Source organism: Massilia sp. Masssp93 (assembly GCF_059491295.1).
On the sequence record NZ_CP168502.1, the window covers coordinates 6,243,347 to 6,262,270 of the forward strand.

Annotated in this window: 21 protein-coding genes; 18 read left to right on the top strand and 3 right to left on the bottom strand. The window is 67.2% G+C overall.

Features of this window, described 5'->3' with window-relative positions; genetic code table 11:
* Positions 1–42: 42 nt before the first annotated feature.
* From ACEN9Q_RS26085 to ACEN9Q_RS26120, 8 genes are all read left to right on the top strand, one after another.
* On the top strand, positions 43–1,860 hold the full coding sequence (locus ACEN9Q_RS26085) for a M24 family metallopeptidase (RefSeq protein ID WP_495626551.1): 1,818 nt from the start codon (positions 43–45) through the stop codon (positions 1,858–1,860).
* A 1-nt stretch (position 1,861) separates the two neighbouring features.
* Positions 1,862–2,122, top strand: coding sequence for a hypothetical protein (locus ACEN9Q_RS26090; RefSeq protein WP_056437512.1), 261 nt, complete (start codon positions 1,862–1,864; stop codon positions 2,120–2,122).
* Positions 2,119–2,892, top strand: a complete 774-nt coding sequence (locus ACEN9Q_RS26095; RefSeq protein WP_425261198.1) for an MgtC/SapB family protein — start codon at positions 2,119–2,121, stop codon at positions 2,890–2,892. Before ACEN9Q_RS26090 ends, ACEN9Q_RS26095 begins: the two co-directional genes overlap by 4 nt.
* A gap of 21 nt (positions 2,893–2,913) precedes the next feature.
* A complete protein-coding gene (locus ACEN9Q_RS26100) occupies positions 2,914–3,492 on the top strand; it encodes a DUF924 family protein (protein ID WP_495626552.1) in 579 nt (192 codons plus the stop codon).
* Entirely contained in the window at positions 3,492–4,319 is an 828-nt protein-coding gene (locus ACEN9Q_RS26105) for a Rossmann-like and DUF2520 domain-containing protein (RefSeq protein ID WP_495626553.1), read from the top strand. Before ACEN9Q_RS26100 ends, ACEN9Q_RS26105 begins: the two co-directional genes overlap by 1 nt.
* A gap of 207 nt (positions 4,320–4,526) precedes the next feature.
* Positions 4,527–5,165, top strand: coding sequence for a PEP-CTERM sorting domain-containing protein (locus ACEN9Q_RS26110; RefSeq protein WP_082547758.1), 639 nt, complete (start codon positions 4,527–4,529; stop codon positions 5,163–5,165).
* Positions 5,166–5,263: 98 nt separating this feature from the next.
* Positions 5,264–5,641, top strand: coding sequence for an MAPEG family protein (locus ACEN9Q_RS26115; RefSeq protein WP_495626554.1), 378 nt, complete (start codon positions 5,264–5,266; stop codon positions 5,639–5,641).
* A gap of 135 nt (positions 5,642–5,776) precedes the next feature.
* Positions 5,777–6,139 (top strand): hypothetical protein, encoded by a 363-nt coding sequence (locus ACEN9Q_RS26120; protein WP_495626555.1) that lies wholly within the window; start codon positions 5,777–5,779, stop codon positions 6,137–6,139.
* 6 nt (positions 6,140–6,145) lie between these two features.
* Here the strand turns inward: ACEN9Q_RS26120 and ACEN9Q_RS26125 are convergent, their stop codons facing one another.
* Positions 6,146–6,739 (bottom strand): putative pterin-binding protein, encoded by a 594-nt coding sequence (locus ACEN9Q_RS26125; RefSeq protein ID WP_056437530.1) that lies wholly within the window; start codon positions 6,737–6,739, stop codon positions 6,146–6,148.
* 70 nt (positions 6,740–6,809) lie between these two features.
* Between ACEN9Q_RS26125 and ACEN9Q_RS26130 the strand changes: the two genes are divergently transcribed.
* Positions 6,810–7,385 carry an alpha-ketoglutarate-dependent dioxygenase AlkB family protein gene (locus ACEN9Q_RS26130; RefSeq protein WP_229412592.1) on the top strand — a complete coding sequence of 192 codons (576 nt, stop codon included), beginning with the start codon at positions 6,810–6,812 and terminating at the stop codon, positions 7,383–7,385.
* A gap of 180 nt (positions 7,386–7,565) precedes the next feature.
* Entirely contained in the window at positions 7,566–8,135 is a 570-nt protein-coding gene (locus ACEN9Q_RS26135) for a porin family protein (RefSeq protein ID WP_056437535.1), read from the top strand.
* 157 nt (positions 8,136–8,292) lie between these two features.
* On the opposite strand, the gene ACEN9Q_RS26140 is transcribed toward ACEN9Q_RS26135, so the two are convergent.
* The gene (locus tag ACEN9Q_RS26140; RefSeq protein WP_495626556.1) at positions 8,293–8,868 is read right to left on the bottom strand and encodes an REP-associated tyrosine transposase; all 576 of its coding nucleotides are present in this window, start codon (positions 8,866–8,868) and stop codon (positions 8,293–8,295) included.
* Positions 8,869–9,172: 304 nt separating this feature from the next.
* Between ACEN9Q_RS26140 and mrtJ the strand changes: the two genes are divergently transcribed.
* The 8 genes from mrtJ to trxB are packed head-to-tail and all read left to right on the top strand — an operon-like array spanning position 9,173 to position 17,213.
* Complete coding sequence (gene mrtJ, locus ACEN9Q_RS26145; RefSeq protein WP_229412898.1) at positions 9,173–9,523, top strand: JDVT-CTERM system glutamic-type intramembrane protease MrtJ; 351 nt, start codon at positions 9,173–9,175, stop codon at positions 9,521–9,523.
* Between the two features lie 19 nt (positions 9,524–9,542).
* Complete coding sequence (locus ACEN9Q_RS26150; protein WP_495626557.1) at positions 9,543–11,648, top strand: choice-of-anchor D domain-containing protein; 2,106 nt, start codon at positions 9,543–9,545, stop codon at positions 11,646–11,648.
* Positions 11,648–12,157 carry a TlpA family protein disulfide reductase gene (locus ACEN9Q_RS26155; RefSeq protein WP_157202157.1) on the top strand — a complete coding sequence of 170 codons (510 nt, stop codon included), beginning with the start codon at positions 11,648–11,650 and terminating at the stop codon, positions 12,155–12,157. The genes ACEN9Q_RS26150 and ACEN9Q_RS26155 overlap by 1 nt, the downstream gene beginning before the upstream one ends.
* The gene (locus tag ACEN9Q_RS26160) at positions 12,154–12,375 is read left to right on the top strand and encodes a DUF4266 domain-containing protein (protein ID WP_495626558.1); all 222 of its coding nucleotides are present in this window, start codon (positions 12,154–12,156) and stop codon (positions 12,373–12,375) included. The genes ACEN9Q_RS26155 and ACEN9Q_RS26160 overlap by 4 nt, the downstream gene beginning before the upstream one ends.
* Before the next feature lie 22 nt (positions 12,376–12,397).
* Positions 12,398–13,534, top strand: a complete 1,137-nt coding sequence (locus tag ACEN9Q_RS26165; protein ID WP_495626559.1) for a DUF3570 domain-containing protein — start codon at positions 12,398–12,400, stop codon at positions 13,532–13,534.
* Positions 13,528–14,442, top strand: coding sequence for an FAD:protein FMN transferase (locus ACEN9Q_RS26170; protein WP_495626560.1), 915 nt, complete (start codon positions 13,528–13,530; stop codon positions 14,440–14,442). The genes ACEN9Q_RS26165 and ACEN9Q_RS26170 overlap by 7 nt, the downstream gene beginning before the upstream one ends.
* A complete protein-coding gene (dsbD, locus tag ACEN9Q_RS26175) occupies positions 14,439–16,268 on the top strand; it encodes a protein-disulfide reductase DsbD (RefSeq protein WP_495626561.1) in 1,830 nt (609 codons plus the stop codon). The genes ACEN9Q_RS26170 and dsbD overlap by 4 nt, the downstream gene beginning before the upstream one ends.
* Before the next feature lie 9 nt (positions 16,269–16,277).
* Positions 16,278–17,213 carry a thioredoxin-disulfide reductase gene (gene trxB, locus ACEN9Q_RS26180; RefSeq protein WP_056450434.1) on the top strand — a complete coding sequence of 312 codons (936 nt, stop codon included), beginning with the start codon at positions 16,278–16,280 and terminating at the stop codon, positions 17,211–17,213.
* Between the two features lie 16 nt (positions 17,214–17,229).
* On the opposite strand, the gene ettA is transcribed toward trxB, so the two are convergent.
* Positions 17,230–18,897: an energy-dependent translational throttle protein EttA gene (gene ettA, locus ACEN9Q_RS26185; protein ID WP_056450432.1), complete on the bottom strand. Its 1,668-nt coding sequence runs from the start codon at positions 18,895–18,897 to the stop codon at positions 17,230–17,232.
* Positions 18,898–18,924: the final 27 nt, after the last annotated feature.

Consider the following 18,924-nt stretch of genomic DNA (forward strand, 5'->3'; position numbering starts at 1 on the left):
GTATCATACCGATTTGACGAACCGAACATCCAATTGAGCACCATGCCAGCACCTGACACCTCCAATGTGCGCGCCGCGCGCCTTGCCCAGCTGCGCGCCGCGATGGCGCGCCACCGGGTCGACGCCGTCATCGTGCCGTCCGCCGATCCGCACCTGTCCGAATACCTGCCCGGTCGTTGGAAGGGCCGCGAATGGCTGTCCGGTTTCACGGGCTCCGTCGGCACCTTCATCGCCACGCACGACTTCGCCGGCGTCTGGACGGACGGCCGCTACTACACGCAGGCGGAGCAGGAACTGGCCGGCACCGACATCAGGCTCATGAAGATCCCGTCCGGCGCCAGCCTGCTGCACATCGACTGGCTGGCCGACAACCTCGACGAAGGCAACACCGTCGCCGTCGACGCGCGCGTGCTGGGCCTGGCCGTGGCGCGCCTGCTGGGCGATGCGCTCGCCGCGCGCGGCGTAACACTGCGCACCGACCTCGACCTGCTGGACGAGATCTGGAGCGACCGCCCCGGCCTGCCGCCCGAGCCGGTGTACGAGCACGCGGCGCCGTACGCGGTGCTCGATCGCGCCGACAAACTGCACGCGACGCGCAATGCGATGGCGAAGCTGGGCGGCGAGCGCCATGTCATCTCGACCCTCGACGACATCGCCTACCTGTTCAACCTGCGCGGCGCCGACGTCAGCTTCAATCCCGTGTTCCTCGCGCACGCGCTCGTGGAAGCGACGGGCGCCACGCTGTTCGTCGCCGACGGCAAGATCGACGCCGGCCTGCGCGCCCGTCTCGAACAGGATGGCGTGCGCGTGGCCCCGTACGAACAGGCGCAGCAGGCGCTGGCCGCGCTGCCGGCCGACAGCAGTCTGCTGATCGACCCGCGCCGCATCACGGCCGGCATGCGCGCCGCCGTGCCGCAAGGCGTGCGCGTGGTGGAGGCCATCAACCCGACGACGTTCGCCAAATCGCGCAAGCTCGATGCCGAGATCGACCACGTGCGCGCCACGATGGAGCAGGACGGCGCGGCCCTGTGCGAATTCTTCGCCGGGCTCGAAGCGACGCTGGCCGATGCGCATCGGGCGCCGTTGAACGAAGTGCACATCGACGAACGGATCACGGCCGCGCGTGCACGCCGTCGCGGCTTCGTCAGCCCCAGCTTCGGCACCATCGCCGGCTTCAACGCCAACGGCGCGATCATGCATTATCGGGCCGCAGCGGAACACTGCGCCGTGATCGAAGGCGACGGCCTGCTGCTGATCGACTCCGGCGGCCAGTACCTGGGCGGCACGACGGACATCACGCGCGTCGTCCCCGTCGGCACGCCATCCGCCGCGCAGAAGCGCGATTTCACGCTGGTGCTGAAAGGGATGATCGCCCTGTCCATGGCGCGCTTCCCGCGCGGGACGAAAGGCCCGATGCTCGACGCGCTGGCGCGCGCCCCGATCTGGGCCGCCGGCATCGATTACGGCCATGGCACCGGCCACGGCGTCGGCTACTTCCTCAACGTGCACGAGGGCCCGCAGGTGATCTCGCCGTCCGCGCCGCCGGAGCCGCATACGGCCATGGAGCCGGGCATGATCACGTCGAACGAACCGGGCATCTATCGCCCGGGACTGTGGGGCATCCGCATCGAGAACCTGGTGCTCACGCGCGTCGTCGACAACGGGGAGTTCGGCGAATTCCTCGGCTTCGAAACGCTGACCCTGTGCCCGATCGACACGCGCTGCATCGACATCTCGCTGATGCGCGGCGACGAGGTCGCGTGGCTGAACGATTACCACCGCAGCGTGCGCGCGCGCCTGCTGCCGCACGTGAGCGGCGCCGCGCGCGACTGGCTCGAACTGCGCACCCGGGAGATCTGACATGGCGAGCGCACGTTCCACCCGCGCCAGCGCCGCCGTCGAGCGGCTCAAACGGCGCACCGGCGTGACCTCGTATTCGATGGCGCGCACCGGCGACGGTCATTTCTTTTTGTCCGAGAAACCGGGCGCGCCGCCGCTGTGCGCGCCGCTCGAACTGGACGACTTCGTGGCCTTCGTGAACGGTCTCGGTCCGCAAGAAGTAAAACGCGTCAGCAAGCACGACGTCGAATTCGAAAAACAGCTGGTCAGGAAAAAGCCTTGACGGGCCCCGTGTCGAATGACCTGGGCCTGACCCTGCCCGACCTGGTCGGCGCCTACTGGTCGCAGGCGGAGCTGGCCACCAACGGCCTGATCCTGCTGAACGTGTTCGGCGCGCTGCTGCTGGGCCTCATGGTCGGCTACGAGCGGTCCTATCACGGCCGCGCGGCCGGCATGCGCACGTATGGCCTCGTGTGCATGGCGTCGTGCGCGCTGACCATCGTCGCCGGCTATCCGAGCCACTGGTTCGGCGGGCACGGTTCGTCCGTCGCGCTGGTCGATCCCACGCGCGTGGTCCAGGGCGTCGTGACGGGCATCGGCTTCCTCGGCGCCGGCGTGATCATGCGCTCGGGTTTCAACATCAGCGGCCTGACGACGGCGGCGTCGATCTGGTCGTCGTCCGTGATCGGCATCCTCGTCGGCCTCGGTTTCTACATGGCCGCGATGGGCCTGGCGTTTTTCTCCGCGATGATCATGATCTACCTGAACAAGGCGATCGGACTGCTGCCCTCGCGCCATGCGGTGGCCGTCACCCTGCATTTCAAGCCCGGCGTCTATCCGCAGGAAGAGACGCTGCGCCAGGCGGCGCTGGACCGCGGCTACGAAATCGCCGGCGGCTCGCTGACGATCTCCAGCGAGAAGGGCTGCCAGGAATGGCATTTCGTCGCGCTGGAACTGGCCGGCAAGCCGGGCGCGCCGCTGTCGCTGCTCGCCAGCGAACTGGCGACGTTCGAGGGCGTGGACGGCTTCCAGCTTTCGCACGCACGCAACTGACAAGGACAATAAAGGACCACGATGACAGCCCAGGACGTTCTCGATTTCTGGTTCGGCGCCCCCGGCAGCCCGGAGGCCGGCCAGCCGCGCCGCGAATGGTTCGTCAAGCAGGACGCATTCGACGACACCATCCGCACGCGCTTCGGCGCGGCGATCGCCCAGGCGCTGGCCGGCGGCCTGCGCGAGTGGGATGCGCAGGGGCCGCAAGGCCAGCTGGCGCGCATCCTCGTACTCGACCAGTTCACCCGCAACGCGCATCGCAACACGCCGTTGTCGTTCGCCGGCGATTCCCTGGCGCTGGCGGCGGCGCGCGCGCTCGTCGACAGCGGCGCCGACCGCGCGCTCGCGCCGCTGCAGCGCGCCTTCGCCTACATGCCGTTCGAGCACGCCGAGGACGCCTCCATGCAGGAGCGCGCCGTCGAACTGTTCGGCGTGCTGGCGGCCGAACATCCGGGCTTCGACGAGATGCTCGATTACGCGCACCGCCACCGTGGCGTGATCGCGCGCTTCGGCCGCTTCCCGCACCGTAACGAGATCCTCGGGCGCGCGTCGACGCCGGAAGAAGTGGAATTCCTGCGCCAGCCGGGTTCGCGCTTCTGATGCCGCCAACCCTGAACATCGTCGGCGCCGGCCACGTGGGGCGCGCCCTCGGCCGCCTGTTCGCGGGGCGCGGCGTGTTCGTTGTCCAGGACATCAAAACGCGCAGCAGCGACAGCGCGCGCGCGGCCGCCGCGTTCATCGGCGCCGGTACGCCCGTCGCCGGCGCGCTGCGGCCGGCCGACGTGTGGATGCTGGCCGTGGCGGACGACGCGATCGCCGACGTCGCCGCCGCGCTGGCGCAATCGGCATCGCCGGCGGGCGCGGTCGTGTTCCACTGCAGCGGCGCGAAAGCATCAAGCGAACTGGATGCGCTGCGCCGCGCGGGCGCCTCGGTGGCCAGCGTGCATCCGGTGCGCAGCTTCGCCGATCCGGCCGCGGTCGCGGCGGCGTTCGACGGCACGTTCTGCGGCGTGGAGGGCGATGCCGCCGCGCTGGCGGTCCTGCTGCCCGCCTTCGAGGCGATCGGCGCGCGGCCCGTGCCGATCGACCCGACCGCCAAGACCGTTTATCACGCGGCCGCCGTGTTCGCGTCGAACTACCTCGTGACCGTCATGGACGCCGCGCTGCGCGCCTACCAGGCGGCCGGCATCCCGGCCGACGTGGCGCGCGAACTGGCGCGGCCGCTCGCCACCGAAACGTTGTCGAACGTGCTGAGGCTGGGGCCGGAAGCGGCGCTGTCCGGACCGATCGCGCGCGGCGACGCGGCGACCGTGGCGCGCCAGCATGCAGCCGTCGCGGCCTGGGACGGCCCGACGGGAGCCCTGTACGACGCGCTCGCCACGGCGACGTGGGACGTGGCGCGGCGCAAGGGTTCCGCACGCGCCTAGAACGTAGGGCAACCGGCGCGTGCGGGGTCACGACCGGGCGACTCGTCCGTGCGCGAAGCGCGCGTGTGTCGTGATGATTGTCGAGAAAATTTACAATTTACGACGACACCTTTTCGCTTGCATCGTAACCCCTTGTTTTTACAAAAAAACGATATTTAGGCATCACTTTTGCTCTCTCTCGCGTTACAACAACCTAGAGAGGGAGTCATGATGTTTAACAAATTTTGGAAAGCCGTTGTGGCAAGCGTAACGTTCTTCGCGAGCAGTCTGGCGGCCGCCACGCCTGTGACGTTCGTTCCACCCAACGACCCGACGGGCAGGGTGTATTCGACGCATTCGAATGACGGGTATTGGAGCGGCCGCGGTATCGGTTTTACCGTGATTACCCAGGAAGGCATATCGAGCATCGGCATCTATCAAGACCTGACCAATGTGGATCTGCACTGGGGCTTGTACGTGATCGACACCCTGGGCGATGGTTACGCGAAGACCGGGACGGTCGCATCCGGCAGTGCGAACGTCACGACCAACGGCCTCGCCTGGATCGACTTTCAATTTCCCGAGTTTTACATGACCGAACGTTGGAATTACCTGATCGAGTTCTCGTTCGACGGATTGTCGAATCAGAATTTTTTATACACCAATCGAAACGTGACTTGGGATCAGGGCGTCTACCGTGGACTGGAAGGCATGCAAGGGCAAGGTTTCAGCAACAATTACGCCTTACCGGCTATTCGGGTGAATGGCGCCGGCTCGACGACTGACGTGCCGGAACCGGCCTCGCTCGCGTTGCTAGGTGCCGGCGTGCTGGCGCTGGGTCTGCGCCGCCGCCGCCGCCCGAGCTGAGCAGACATAAGTCAGCCTTATTGCGCCATTTGGCGCCATGTTGTAAAAAGCCTATCTGTGGGGGACAGATGGGCTTTTTTGTTGTTATGGAGAACACAATGGTATTGACCGCATGGGCGACGCTGGCCGCACTCGGCGTCTATTTCTGGACGGGCATCATGGCCGGCTGGGCGAGAAACAAATACAAGGTCCCGGCGCCGTCCATGGACGGGCCGCTGCCGTTCCAGACCTTTCAACGGGTGCAGGCGAACACGCTGGAGCAGCTGCCGCTCGTGCTGGGCCCGTTGTGGCTGTGCGGCCACTACCTGGGCGACCGCTGGGCGGCCGCGGGCGGGCTGCTGTGGTGCGTCGGGCGGATCTTGTATGCGCTGGGGTATTACCGCGATCCGTCCAAGCGCGAGCTCGGCTTTATCGTCGGCATGGTCGCGTGCGGCGCGCTCGTCGCGGGCAGCGCGGTCGGGCTGTTGTCACAATGAGTGCACAGCGCGCTGTTGCAGTAGAGCAAAATCTCGAAAACCATTGGTCGACAAAGTTCCCATACTGCAATAAGCTGTGTCTGATTTCAATTTATTGAATGGCGGCCCGATCCGCCATGCGTGGAGGAAGACAGCATGCTGTTCCTGAAAAGCACCAGTGTCACCAAGGCACCCGGCATTTACGAAGTCGACGTGGCGGCCAAGCCGCCCGGCAAGACGTTTGGCGTATTCCTGGCGACCGACCCCGACAATCCGCCGCAGGCCGTGCTGACCGCCCTGGCCGAGCTCGGGTTCGAGAACATCTACCAACAGAACTATATCCACAAGGATAAGGGCAAGGTGCTCGACATGCACTTCCAGAAGAACGGCACCGACCTCTTCAACGGCTGGAAGACGGACGAATGCGCGGCCAACCTGGCCGCGATCGACACCCTGTTCGGCAACGTCGGCATCAAGATCGCGCCGCGCGTGATGAGCCTGGCCGAAGCCTACGCCTGATCCAGGTCACCCCTTCGCGTCGGCGTGACTCACTTCGACGTGATACAGCGCCCACGGACAGGCTGGAAAGCGCTGCGGCAACGGCAGCGCCGCCATCTCCGGGACCCGGTCGGCGTCGTACACGGCCCATAGCGGCCCAAGGCCTCCCAGCGGCATCGGATTGCCGTCGATGTGCGTCGCGACGATGAAGCGCCGCGCGCGCGCCTGCGCGACGGGCAGTTCGACGTTGTAGCCGTCCACGGCGCGCAGCACCACGCTACCCTTGTCGTTCAATGTCGCCCCGGCATGCGCCAGCACGTCCAGCAGCAGCGGACCGCGCAGGGTATGCGGCTTGCCGTCGTATTCCAGCGTCGGGCGGATCGTCTGCTGCGGCAGCGCCAGCAGGCTGGCGTAATCGAAGGTCCACGCCTTCGTAAAAGTGACCTGGTGCTTGTGCATCATCTGGTCCAGCGCCGGGTCGAGCGGACCGCGGTTGCTGCGCGCGATGGCGCCGGTGACCGTCAGCAGGGTCGGGCCGCGCCCGGACGGTTGTGCTGCCTGGCTGGCGATGGGAAAGGCGCCGGCCGCCGCCGCGGCGCCGAGGAACTGGCGTTTGTTCATGAGAAAATGCCTGGTCGATGGGATGTCGCCATCATAGCAATATTGTCGAATGGATTTGTTTTCCACAGGTATGGAACTGGTCACTATCCCCATCGAGGATGGCGAATTGTCCATGCTGCCCCAGCTTCCCATGCCGATCGGCAATGCCGAGATCCTGGCGCGCCTCCTTGACGAAACGCCCTGGCGCGCCGACACCGTCGTCGTGTACGGCAAGCGCTACCTGCAGCCGCGCCTGACGGCCTGGTATGGCGAGGCGAGCTACACGTATTCCGGCCTGACCCTGCAACCGCTGCCGCTGACGCCGCTGCTGGCGCAGTTGCGCGCGGCGGTCGAGCGCGTCACCGGACAGCGCTACAACAGCGTGCTGCTGAATTACTACCGCGACGGCGCCGACAGCATGGGCATGCACAGCGACGACGAGCCGGAGCTGGGCCCGCGACCGGTCATCGCCTCGCTCAGCTATGGCGCCACCCGCACTTTTATCCTGCGCCATCGGCGCAATCAACGCACCGTGAAACTCGACCTGACGGACGGCAGCCTGGTGTTGATGGCAGGGACCCTGCAGGCGCACTGGCGGCACGGCATCAACAAGACGGCCAAACTGGTTGGACCACGGCTCAACCTAACTTTTCGTTACGTGAGTTAAATTGGTTTTATCTAGACTCAATTTTCTTTAAATCACTAATGAACTTGGGGTCATTAAGTTACATTCGATTACAAGTCTTACGACTTCTGGACGGACTTCACCAATTTGCGGTGCTATCTTGACCACATCGCGATTCGCTGGAATTGCGAACCAGTCAAACAACGCAAAGGAATCCGCAATATGAAAAAGCTCATCGTTGCACTGATCGCAAGTACTGCCGCCATGGGCGCGGCCCAAGCCCAAACCACCCAACCGCACGCCTATGTCGGCGTCGGCATTGCGACGGCGGACCACGAGAATTCGTCGGTCGGCGGCCTGACCAACTTCGACAGCGACGGCTACAAGGCCTCGGGCAAGATCTTCGGTGGTTATGAATTCGACCAGAACTGGGGCGCCGAAGCGGGTTACACCGACTTCCGCAACTCCGATTTCAATTACAGCGCCAACGGCACCAACGCGAGCGGCCGCACGAAGGGCTCCAGCTACTACATCGCCGGCAAGTACAACATGCCAGTGAACGACCAGTTCGCCGTGTACGGCAAGCTGGGCCTGCAGCACAGCGAGCGCAAGCTGGAAAGCGCCGCCCTGAACCTCAAGGACACCGACACCGGTGCCTACGGCGCGGTCGGCCTCCAGTACAACCTCAACCAGCAGGTCGCACTGACCGCCGAGTATGAGCGCTACGGCAAGAGCAAGTCGTTCGGCGCCAAGGCCGACGCCTGGACCGTGGGTGCGCGCTACAGCTTCTAAGCGTCCCGGTTGAGCCAAGAAAAAAGGGCCTGCGGGCCCTTTTTTTCGCCCGATAAATCGACAATTCGGGGTCAGAGCCCGGTTTTGGGCACTTTCTCGACGTACAACGAGCCCGCCGGTAGTCCAGCCGAACGCGCTTGCCGCAAAAAGTCGTTCATTAAAAAGTGGTCTGCCTGCGGATTTTCCGTGTCGGCTGATTTGCCGGCCGCATCCAGGGCGGCGGCGCGAGCGGCCGCGCGGGCGGCGTGAAGCCGGCGGCGACGAAGCGGTGCAGCGACGACCACGGCCATTCCGCCGGATGCTGGCAAAAGCCGTGGCGCATCGGATTGCTGTGCACGTAGTCGATCAGGCTCGAATATTCCTCGTCGTCGCCCACGCGGTAGTCGCGGTAGTGGCGCTCCCAGATGGTGCCGTCGCCCGTGCCCGCATCGCCCTTCGCCTTCGCGCCGCCCGGCAGGCAGGCTTTATGGAGGGCCTTGGAAAAGGCGATCTTGACCGCGCGCCAGCGCAACGCGCAGTCGTGGTCGCCCGGCGGGAGCGTCCAGATCGCGTGCGCGTGGTCCGGCAGCACGACCCAGGCGTCGACGTGGAACGGCTTGCGCACGCGCGCCTGGCGCATCGCTTCGCCGAACGCGGAGAAATGGTCCGTCAGCAGGGTGCTGTCCCGATCCAGCAGACGCACCGTAAAGAAAAAAGTCCCGCCCGGGACGCGGTTGTCGCGGTAATTTGTCATGAACGTAGTCTGCCAAGCGGCGCAGCCATGCCGTGTCGATCTGGCGCAAACGCGCACGAGTTGAAGAACCTCAACCACATCGATTCTACCTACGATGTTTGTTTGACGACGATCCATTTCCGCGCGTTACGCGGCATGGTGGATGTGACAAACCTGCCGTTTTGACACCGTGCAGGCGCCACTGGTGCGCTGTCCATAATTTTTTTTCAATTCGCCTGAACCTTTCCGCCCCCATCGGTATTAACCGGACGATTTCCGTAGTAGCAACCGCTACCGGTAGCCGATCGGGTCCGCTGTGTCGTTCATGCCATCCATTGCCCTGATGTCCAAGCAGCTGGTTTGCACCGGCCAGCTCGTCGCGCCCGACGCCGCTGCGCTGGTGCGTCTGCTGTTGCTGGCGCCCGTGCTGGAGGAATGGGTGGTGCGGGCCGGGCTGCAGGAGTGGCTGATCCGACGCGCGGCGCCCGTGCCGGCGGCCCTGTCGGCGGCCGCGTTCGCGTTGCTGCATGCCGGTTCCGGCTGGCGCGCGGTCGGGCTGGTGCTGGCGCCGGGACTGGCGCTGGCGCTGCTCTACCAGCGCAGCCGCGACTGGCGCCTGTGCGCACTGGCGCACTGCGGGATGAATGCACTGGCCCTCGGTGGCTGTGTCCTTTGAACGAATTTGGGAGTCCCCTATGATCGGGCTGCATCGAAGTCTCTCCTCCGTACTCGTCCTGCTTGCCATCGTCCCGGCCGTGCACGCCGCCGATGCGTTGAACGGCAAGAACCTGTACCTGAACGGGTCGGTTGGCGGCGGCACCAGCTGCTCGTCGTGCCACGGCGCTTCGCCCGCCGCGAACGTCAACGGCATCCTCGCCGCGGCGAATAATCCGAGCGTGATCAGCAACGCCTTCGCCGCCAACAAGGGCGGCATGGGCACGCTGTTCAACGGGCACTTCACGACGGCGGAAATCGCGGATCTCGCCGCCTTCATCGGCAACCCGACCGTGACCGCCGCGCCGGCGGCCGCCGTCAATCCGGCCTCGCTGAGCTTCGCGGCCACCACCATCGGCCAGTCGGCGTCGCCGCTCGCCACCACACTGTCCAATACGGGCAACGCGGCGCTGACCGTCGGCACGTTGAGCCTCTCCGGCGCGGCCGCGGGCGACTACGCCATCAGCGGCGGCACCTGCGCCAACGGCGCATCGCTCGCGGCCGGCGCCAGCTGCACCGTGCAGATCGGCTTCAAGCCTGGCGCCGCCGGTGCGCGCAGCGCGTCGCTCGTCATCGCGCACAATGCCACGGGCGGTTCCAGCACCGTGGCGCTCTCCGGCACCGGCAACGCCGTGGCGCAGCCGACCATCGCGCTGTCGGCCAATGCCATCGACTTCGGCGCCCTCGTCGCCGGCACCGCATCGCCCGCGCAGAACGTCACCGTCAGCAACACGGGGCAGGCCGCGCTGACCTTCAGCAGCATCGCCGTCGGCGGCGCCAACGCCGGCGTGTTCACGTTGGGCGGCAGCTGCAGCACCGCCGCACCGGTCGCGGCGGGCGGCAGCTGCACCGTGACCGTGACCGCGAAATCTTCCGGCAACGGCGCGTTCAGCGGCAATCTCGCGCTGGCGTCGAACGCCTCCAACGGCGCCGTATCCGTGCCGCTGTCCGGCACCGTGGCCGCGGCCGCGCCGGCCGTCACGGCCAGCCCGTCGGCCGTGTCGTTCGGCTCGCAGACGATCGGCGCCCCGGCCGCCACGCAGACGGTCACGCTGGCAAACAAGGGCAACGTGGCGCTGGCGCTGAACGGCATCGCCGTCTCGGGCGCGACCACCGTCGCCATCGCGAATAAAACCTGCGGCACGTCGCTGGCGGTGGGCGCCAGCTGCACCGTGACCCTATCCTTCGCACCGACGGCGGCAGGCGCCGCGGCCGCCACGCTGGCGGTCACGTCGAACGCGGCGCCGCTGCAAGTGACGATCAGCGGCACCGGCACCACGGCGCCCGTGGCCAAGCCCGCGCTGTCCGAAGCGGGACCGGTCGCCTTCGCCGACACGCAAGTGGGTAAAAGCGCCGCGGCGCACACCATCACGCTGTCGAACGGCGGTACGGCCGCAATGACAATCGCCTCGCTCGTGCTGGACGGCGCGCAGGCGGCCGACTTCGTGTTGGGCGGCACCTGCGCGACCAACGCATCCGTCGCCGCAGCGGCCAGCTGCACCATCGACATCGGCTTCAAGCCGACGGCCGCCGGCCAGCGCGCCGGGACCCTCGTGCTGATGACGGACGCGGGCACCCAGTTCACCGTGGCCCTGGGCGGGACCGGCGTCGCCGTGCCGGTGCCGATGCTGACGGTGAATCCGCAATCCTTCGACTTCGGCGCCGCGGACGTCAACGGCACCGCACCCACGCACCACATCACGCTGACCAATACGGGCGGTAATGTGGCGACGGTGACGGCCGCCACGTTCTCCGGTCCGTTCGCGCTGCAGGCCGATGCATCGGGTTGCGCGGCCGTCCCGTTCACCTTGCAGCCGGGCGCGAGCTGCGACCTGGTGGTGCGCTTCACGCCGGTCGGCGCAGGCGACGCGGCCGGCAGCCTGGCGCTCGCGGCCGACGGCGGCGGCACCTGGAACGTCGCGTTGAGCGGCAAGGGCAATGTACAGACCGTGCAAGCGCCGCAGAACGCCGGCGGCGGCGGCTGCTCTTCCATCAGGAACGGCAACGATCCGGTGCTGGCGCTGCTGGTGGTGCTGTCGTTCGGCGTGCTGGGATGGCGCCGCGTCGTCCGCAAGGAGGTGAAGTAATGGGCGCCCGTACGACGCGCGTACTGCGCATGGCGGTGGTGCTGGCCGCGGCGCTGGAGGCATCGACCGCCTCCGCGCTCGATAAAGGCGCCGCGGCGCCGCAGTTCGACCTGCCGGGCAAGGATGGCACGGTGCAGCTGGCGAAGTTCCAGGGCCGGCTCGTGTACGTGGATTTCTGGGCCTCGTGGTGCGGCCCGTGCCGCCAGTCCTTCCCGTGGATGAACGAGATGCAGGCGCGCTACGGCGCGCGCGGGCTGCAGGTCGTGGGCGTGAACCTCGACGCGAAGAGCGACGACGCGCGCCGCTTCCTGGCCGAGACGCCCGCGCGCTTCACGATCGCCTTCGACCCGGCCGGCGCCACGCCGCGCGCCTACGGCATCAAGGGCATGCCGAGCAGCGTCCTGGTCGGCCCGGACGGCAAGGTCCTGTACGAGCACGCCGGCTTCAAGGAGGCCGACCGCGCGCAACTCGAACAGGTGATCCAGAAAGCGCTGGGAGGTGCGAAATGAGGGCGCGCTTCCTTGTCCTCTTCCTGACCGCGCCGGCGCTGCTGGCGCTGGCGGGCTGCGCCACCGTCCAGCCCTGGGAAAAAGGCAACCTGGCCAAGCCGGAGATGACGTTCGGCGGCGACAAGCTCGAAACCCGTTATGCCGACCATATCTATACGAGCCGTGAAGCCGCTTCCGGCGGCGCGGGTGTCGGCGGCGGCGGCTGCGGCTGCAACTGAAGGGGAACACATGACGAAACCCATGCAACCTCCGCAGGAACTCGCCGCCTCCCTGCTCGCCGCCGCGCTGCTGCTGCCCGGCGTGCAGGCACTGGCCGACGAGCCGCCGCAAAACGGCAGCATCAGCCTGCGCTATCTCGATTACGCCGACCGCCAGTCCGGCCTGGACCGCATCCGCGCGCACTCGCCGTCGATCGCGGTGACGGCACCCGTCGCCAGCGACTGGTCCATCGAAGGCACGCTGACGGCCGACGACGTGTCCGGCGCGTCGCCGCGCTACCACACGGCCGTCTCCGGCGCCTCGCACATGCAGGACGAGAGAAAAGCGGGCGACGTCGCCGTCACGCGCTACTTCCGGCGCGGCACGCTGACGGCCGGTGCGGCGTATTCGACGGAGCACGATTACGTGTCGCGCGCGCTGTCGCTGAACGGCACCCTGTCCAGCGAGGACAACGACACGACGTGGGCGTTCGGGCTCGCGGGCAGCCGCGACAGCATCGACCCGGTCAACCACGTCGTCGTCGATGAGCACAAGAGAACGGTCAGCGTGCTGGCCGGCGTGACGCGGGTGCTGACGCCGAACGACATCGGCCAATTGACGCTCACGCGCACGAACGGCGACGGCTATTTCAACGATCCGTATAAATTGTTTGATAACCGGCCCCGTTCGCGCCGCCAGAACACGGTGCTGCTGCGCTGGAACCACTACCTGGACAGCACGGGCGGCACGACGCGCCTGGGCTACCGCTACTACAGCGATTCGTACCGCATCCGCGCGCACACGCTGTCCGGCGAGTACGTGCAGCCGCTCGCCGGCGGCTGGAGCGTCGTGCCGGAAGTGCGTCTCTACACGCAGAGCGCGGCCTCGTTCTACTACGATCCCGTGTACGACGGCACGCTCGGCCCGCCATTCCCGCCGGGCTTTTCGAGCGGCGCGGGTGTCGACCGCCTGTCGTCGCCGGACCAGCGGCTGTCCGGCTTCGGCGCCGTCACGGTGGGGCTGAAGGTCGTGCGCGAGATCGGCAAGCTGTGGACGGTCGACGTCAAGGTCGAGGGTTACGAACAGCGCGGGAGCTGGCGCCTGTTCCACGACGGCAGTCCGGGCCTGGCGCCGCTGCGCGCCCGCATCTTCCAGGTCGGATTGACGCGCCGATGGTAGAACAGGTCTACCGCTTTCCGTTCGACGCGATGGCCAGCCGGTGCGAAATCCGGCTCGCCGCGGTGGACGGCTGTGCGGCGGACGAACTGGCGCAGCTGGCCGTCGCCGAGGTGCGGCGCATCGAGCGGACGTATTCGCGCTACCGCACCGACAGCATCGTCAGCCGCATCAACGCCGCGGCGGGGCGCTATCGCGTGGAATGCGACGCCGAGACGGCCCAGCTGCTCGCCTACGCGGACCATTTATATCGCGCCAGCGACGGCCTGTTCGACATCACCTCGGGCGTGCTGCGCCGCGCCTGGGATTTTCGCCATCCGCGCGTGCCTGCGCCGGACGAACTGGCGCCGCTGCTGGCGCTGGTGGACTGGCCGGCCGTGCGCCGCGAGGACGGCGGCATCTTCCTGCCGCGTGCCGGCATGGAGATCGACTTCGGCGGCTTCGGCAAGGAATACGCGGCCGACCGCGCGTGCGCATTGCTCCTGCAAAGCGGCGTGCGGCATGGCTACGTGAACCTCGGCGGCGACATGCGCTTCGTCGGGCCGCAACCGGATGGCCGGCCCTGGGCCATCGGCATCCAGGACCCGCGCAAGCCGGACGGCATCGTCGCCAGCATCGCCGTGAGCCAGGGCGCGCTGGCGACGAGCGGAGATTACGAGCGATTTTTCGACATCGACGGCACGCGCTACTGCCATGTACTGAATCCGCGCACCGGCATGCCGGTGTCGTACTGGCGCTCCGTGAGCGTGCTGGCGCCGCTGGCCGTGCTGGGCGGCAGCGTGTCGACCATCGCCATGCTCAAGGAAGCGGACGGGTTGTCCTTCCTGGCCGCCAGCGGCCTCGCGTACTTCGCCATCGACGGCGCGGGACAAACGCATCACCACAGTATTTCAGGAGATTACGCATCATGAAGCACCTCTTTCGATGGATGGCCGCGCTCACTCTGATGATCTGCGCGGCCGGGCAGTCGGCCATGGCCGCCGACGATTTCCTGCCGCCCGAACAGGCGTTCAAGCTGAGCGCCGAGCTGCGCGCCGGCGGCACCGTGCACCTGGCCTGGGCCATCGCGCCCGGCTACCACCTGTACCGCGACCGCCTCGTGTTCACGGCGCCGCAGGTCGGCCAGCCCGCGCTGCCGGACGGCCTGCGCAAGTTCGACAGCAATTTTAATAAGGAGATGGAAACCTATGCCGGCCGGTTGGCGGCCGACCTGCCGGTCGCGGCGGATGCGCAGACGCCGTTCGTGCTGCGCGTGGGCTACCAGGGCTGCGCGGACGCGGGCCTGTGCTACCCGCCCGCCGAAGTCGCGTTCATGGTGGACCCGGCGACGCCGGGCGCGCTGAAGCCCGCGGCGCCGGATGCCGCCGCCGCACCGGCACCCATCGCAGCCGCAGCCGCACCGGCACCGCAGGCCGCGCCCGCGCAGGAAGACGATAGCTCGCTGGCCCGCCGCACGCTGCAGTCGGGCAGCGCCTGGCGCATCGGCCTCGCGTTCCTCGCCTTCGGCCTGTTGTTGTCGTTCACGCCGTGCGTGCTGCCGATGGTGCCGATCCTGTCGTCCATCATCGTCGGCGAGGGCAATGCCACGCGCCGTAAAGGTTTTATCCTGGCGCTGGCCTACAGCCTGGGCATGGCGCTCGTCTACACGGCGCTCGGCGTGGCGGCGGGCCTGGCCGGCGAAGGTCTCGCCGGCGCGCTGCAGAAGCCATGGGTCCTGCTCACGTTCGGCGGCTTGCTCGTGGTGCTGGCGCTGTCGATGTTCGACGTCTACCAGCTGCAGCTGCCCAGCAGCCTGCAGAGCCGCCTCTCCGCGACCAGCGGGAGCATGAGCGGCGGCCGTTTCGCCGGCGTGTTCGTCATGGGCGCGCTGTCGGCGCTGATCGTCGGTCCGTGCGTGGCCGGTCCGCTCGCGGGCGCGCTGCTGTACATCAGCCAGACGCGCAATGTGTGGACGGGCGGCTGGGCGCTGTTCTCGATGGCGGCCGGCATGAGCGTGCCGCTGCTGCTGACGGGCGTCTCCGCGGGCAGCCTGCTGCCGCGCGCCGGCGCCTGGATGAACCACGTGAAGCGCGTGTTCGGCCTGCTGCTGCTGGCGGTGGCCATCTGGATGGTGACGCCCGTGTTCCCGGTCGCCGTCGCGATGCTGCTGTGGGGCGCGTTCGCCGTGCTGTGCGCCGTGTTCCTGCGCGTGTTCGAACCCGTCGCCGCCGGCGCGGGACTGGGCCGCTACGCCGGCAAGACGCTGGGCCTCGTGCTGCTGACGGGCGGCCTGTTCGAACTGGTGGGCGCGGCCAGCGCGGGCCAGGACGTGCTGCAGCCGCTCGCCCACCTGCGCGGCACGGCGCTCGCCGCCGCGGCGCCGGACGGCAAGCAGGGCAAGGAAACGCGGTTCGAACGCATCCGCACGCTGGCCGAACTGGATCGCGTGCTGGCGTCGTCCGCCACGCCCGTCATGCTGGATTTCTATGCCGACTGGTGCGTGTCGTGCAAGGAGATGGAGCGTTTTACCTTCTCCAGACCGCAGGTGGAAGCGCAGATGAAGCAGGTGCGCCTGCTGCAGGTGGACGTCACCGCCAACAATGACGACGACCGCGCGCTGATGAAGAAATTCGGCCTGTTCGGGCCGCCCGGCATCATCCTGTTCCGGCAGGGGAAAGAGGTGCCGCAAAGCCGCGTGATCGGCTTCATGGCGCCCGAGCAGTTCGCCGCCCACCTGTCCCGCCACTTCGCTTCCTGATACCTGCCCATGAACCGACATGCCAACGTCCTGATCCTGGGTTCCGGCCCGGCAGGCTATTCCGCCGCCGTGTACGCGGCGCGCGCCAATCTGAATCCCCTGCTCGTCACCGGCGTCGCGCAGGGCGGTCAACTGATGACCACCACCGACGTCGAGAACTGGCCCGCCGACCCGGACGGCGTGCAGGGACCGGATCTGATGCGCCGCTTCGAACTGCACGCCCGGCGTTTCGAAACGCAGATCGTCCTCGACCACATCCACACCGCGCACCTGCACGAGCGGCCGCTGCGCCTGTCCGGCGACCTGGGCGACTACACGTGCGACGCGCTGATCATCGCCACCGGCGCCTCCGCGCGCTATCTGGGGCTGCCGTCGGAGCAGGCCTTCATGGGCCGCGGCGTGTCGGCCTGCGCCACGTGCGACGGCTTCTTTTATCGCGGCAGGGAAGTCGCCGTGATCGGCGGCGGCAACACGGCCGTGGAAGAAGCCCTGTACCTGTCGAACATCGCGGCCAAGGTGACGCTGGTGCACCGCCGCGACCATCTGCGCGCCGAGGCGATCCTGGTCGAGCGCCTGCTGGCGCGCGTGGAAGAGCGCAAGGTGGACATCCTGTGGAACCACGAGCTGGAAGAGGTGCTGGGCGATGATGCGGGCGTGCAGGCGTTGCGCCTGCGCGGCGCGGCGGGCACGCGCGTGCTGCCGGTCCACGGCGTGTTCGTGGCCATCGGCCACCAGCCGAATACGGCCATCTTCGCGGGTCAGCTGCACATGGAGAACGGCTACATCGTCACGCGCACGGGGCGCCACGGCTTCGCGACGGCCACCAACGTGCCGGGCGTGTTCGCCGCCGGCGACGTGCAGGACCACGTCTACCGGCAGGCGATCACCAGCGCCGCCAGCGGTTGCATGGCGGCGCTGGACGCCCAGCGCTACCTGGAGGAGTAGGCCGGGCGGAACGGGATCAGGCGCTGAGCGGCTTGTAGCGGATCCGCTTCGGCTTGGCGCCTTCTTCGCCCAGACGCTTCTTCTTGTCGGCTTCGTATTCCTGGTAGTTACCGTTGAAGAAGGTGACTTGCGAGTCGCCTTCGAACGCCAGGATGTGGGTCGCGATGCGATCGAGGAACCAGCGGTCGTGCGAGATGACCATCACGCTGCCCGCGAATTCCAGCAGCGCGTCTTCCAGCGCGCGCAGGGTCTCGACGTCCAGGTCGTTCGACGGTTCGTCCAGCAGCAGCACGTTGCCGCCCTTGAGCAGCGTCTTGGCCAGGTGCAGGCGGCCGCGTTCACCGCCGGACAGGTTGCCGACGAGTTTCTGCTGGTCGGCGCCCTTGAAGTTGAAGCGGCCGAGATAGGCGCGCGACGGCATCTCGAAGCGGCCGACGCTGAGCATGTCGGCACCGCCGCTGACGTCCTCGAACACGGTCTTGCCGGCCGCGAGGCTGTCGCGCGACTGGTCGACGAGCGAGACCTGCGCCGTCTTGCCGATGACGACTTCGCCGCTGTCCGGCTGCTCGACGCCGGCGATCATGCGGAACAGGGTCGATTTACCGGCGCCGTTCGGGCCGATGATGCCGACGATCGCGCCCGGCGGCACGGTGAACGACAGGTTGTCGATCAGGAGGCGGTCGCCGAAGGCTTTCGAGACGTTCTTGAATTCGATGACTTCATTGCCCAGGCGTTCCGCGACGGGAATGAAGATCTCCTGCGTCTCATTGCGCTTCTGGTATTCGTATTCGGACAGTTCGTTGAAGCGGGCCAGGCGCGCCTTTGACTTGGCTTGCCGTGCCTTCGGATTCTGGCGCGACCATTCGAGTTCTTTCTGCAGTGCCTTCTGGCGCGCCGATTCGGTGGCTTCCTCCTGCTTCAGGCGTGCCTGCTTCTGGTCGAGCCAGGACGAGTAATTGCCCTTCCAGGGGATGCCGTGGCCGCGGTCCAGTTCCAGGATCCACTCGGCGGCGTTGTCGAGGAAGTAGCGGTCGTGGGTGATGCCGACGACGGTGCCCGGAAAGCGCAGCAGGAACTGCTCCAGCCACTCGACCGATTCGGCGTCCAGGTGGTTGGTGGGCTCGTCCAGCAGCAGCATGTCCGGTTTGCTGAGCAGCAGCTTGCACAGCGCCACGCGGCGCTTTTCGCCGCCCGACAGCACGCCGATCTTCGCATCCCACGGCGGCAGGCGCAGCGCGTCGGCGGCCATTTCCAGCTGCAGGTTCAGGTTGCCGCCGTCGGAGGCGGCGATGATCGACTCCAGGCGCTCCTGCTCTTTCGCCAGCGCGTCGAAATCGGCGTCTTCCTCGGCGTAGGCGGCGTACACGGCTTCCAGTTTCGCCTGCGCCTCGAAGGCTTCGCCCAGGCCGCTTTCCACTTCCTGGCGCACGGTTTTTTCCGGATCGAGCTGCGGTTCCTGCGGCAGGTAGCCGATGTTCAGGCCCGGCATCGGGCGCGCTTCGCCCTGAATGTCGGTGTCGATGCCGGCCATGATCTTCAGCAGGGTCGATTTGCCGGAGCCGTTCAGGCCCAGCACGCCGATCTTCGCGCCCGGGAAGAACGACAGCGAAATGTCCTTCAGGATCTGGCGTTTCGGTGGGACGATCTTGCCCACGCGGTTCATGGTGTAGACGTAATTGGCCATTGATATGTTCTAGTGCTTCGATGTGAA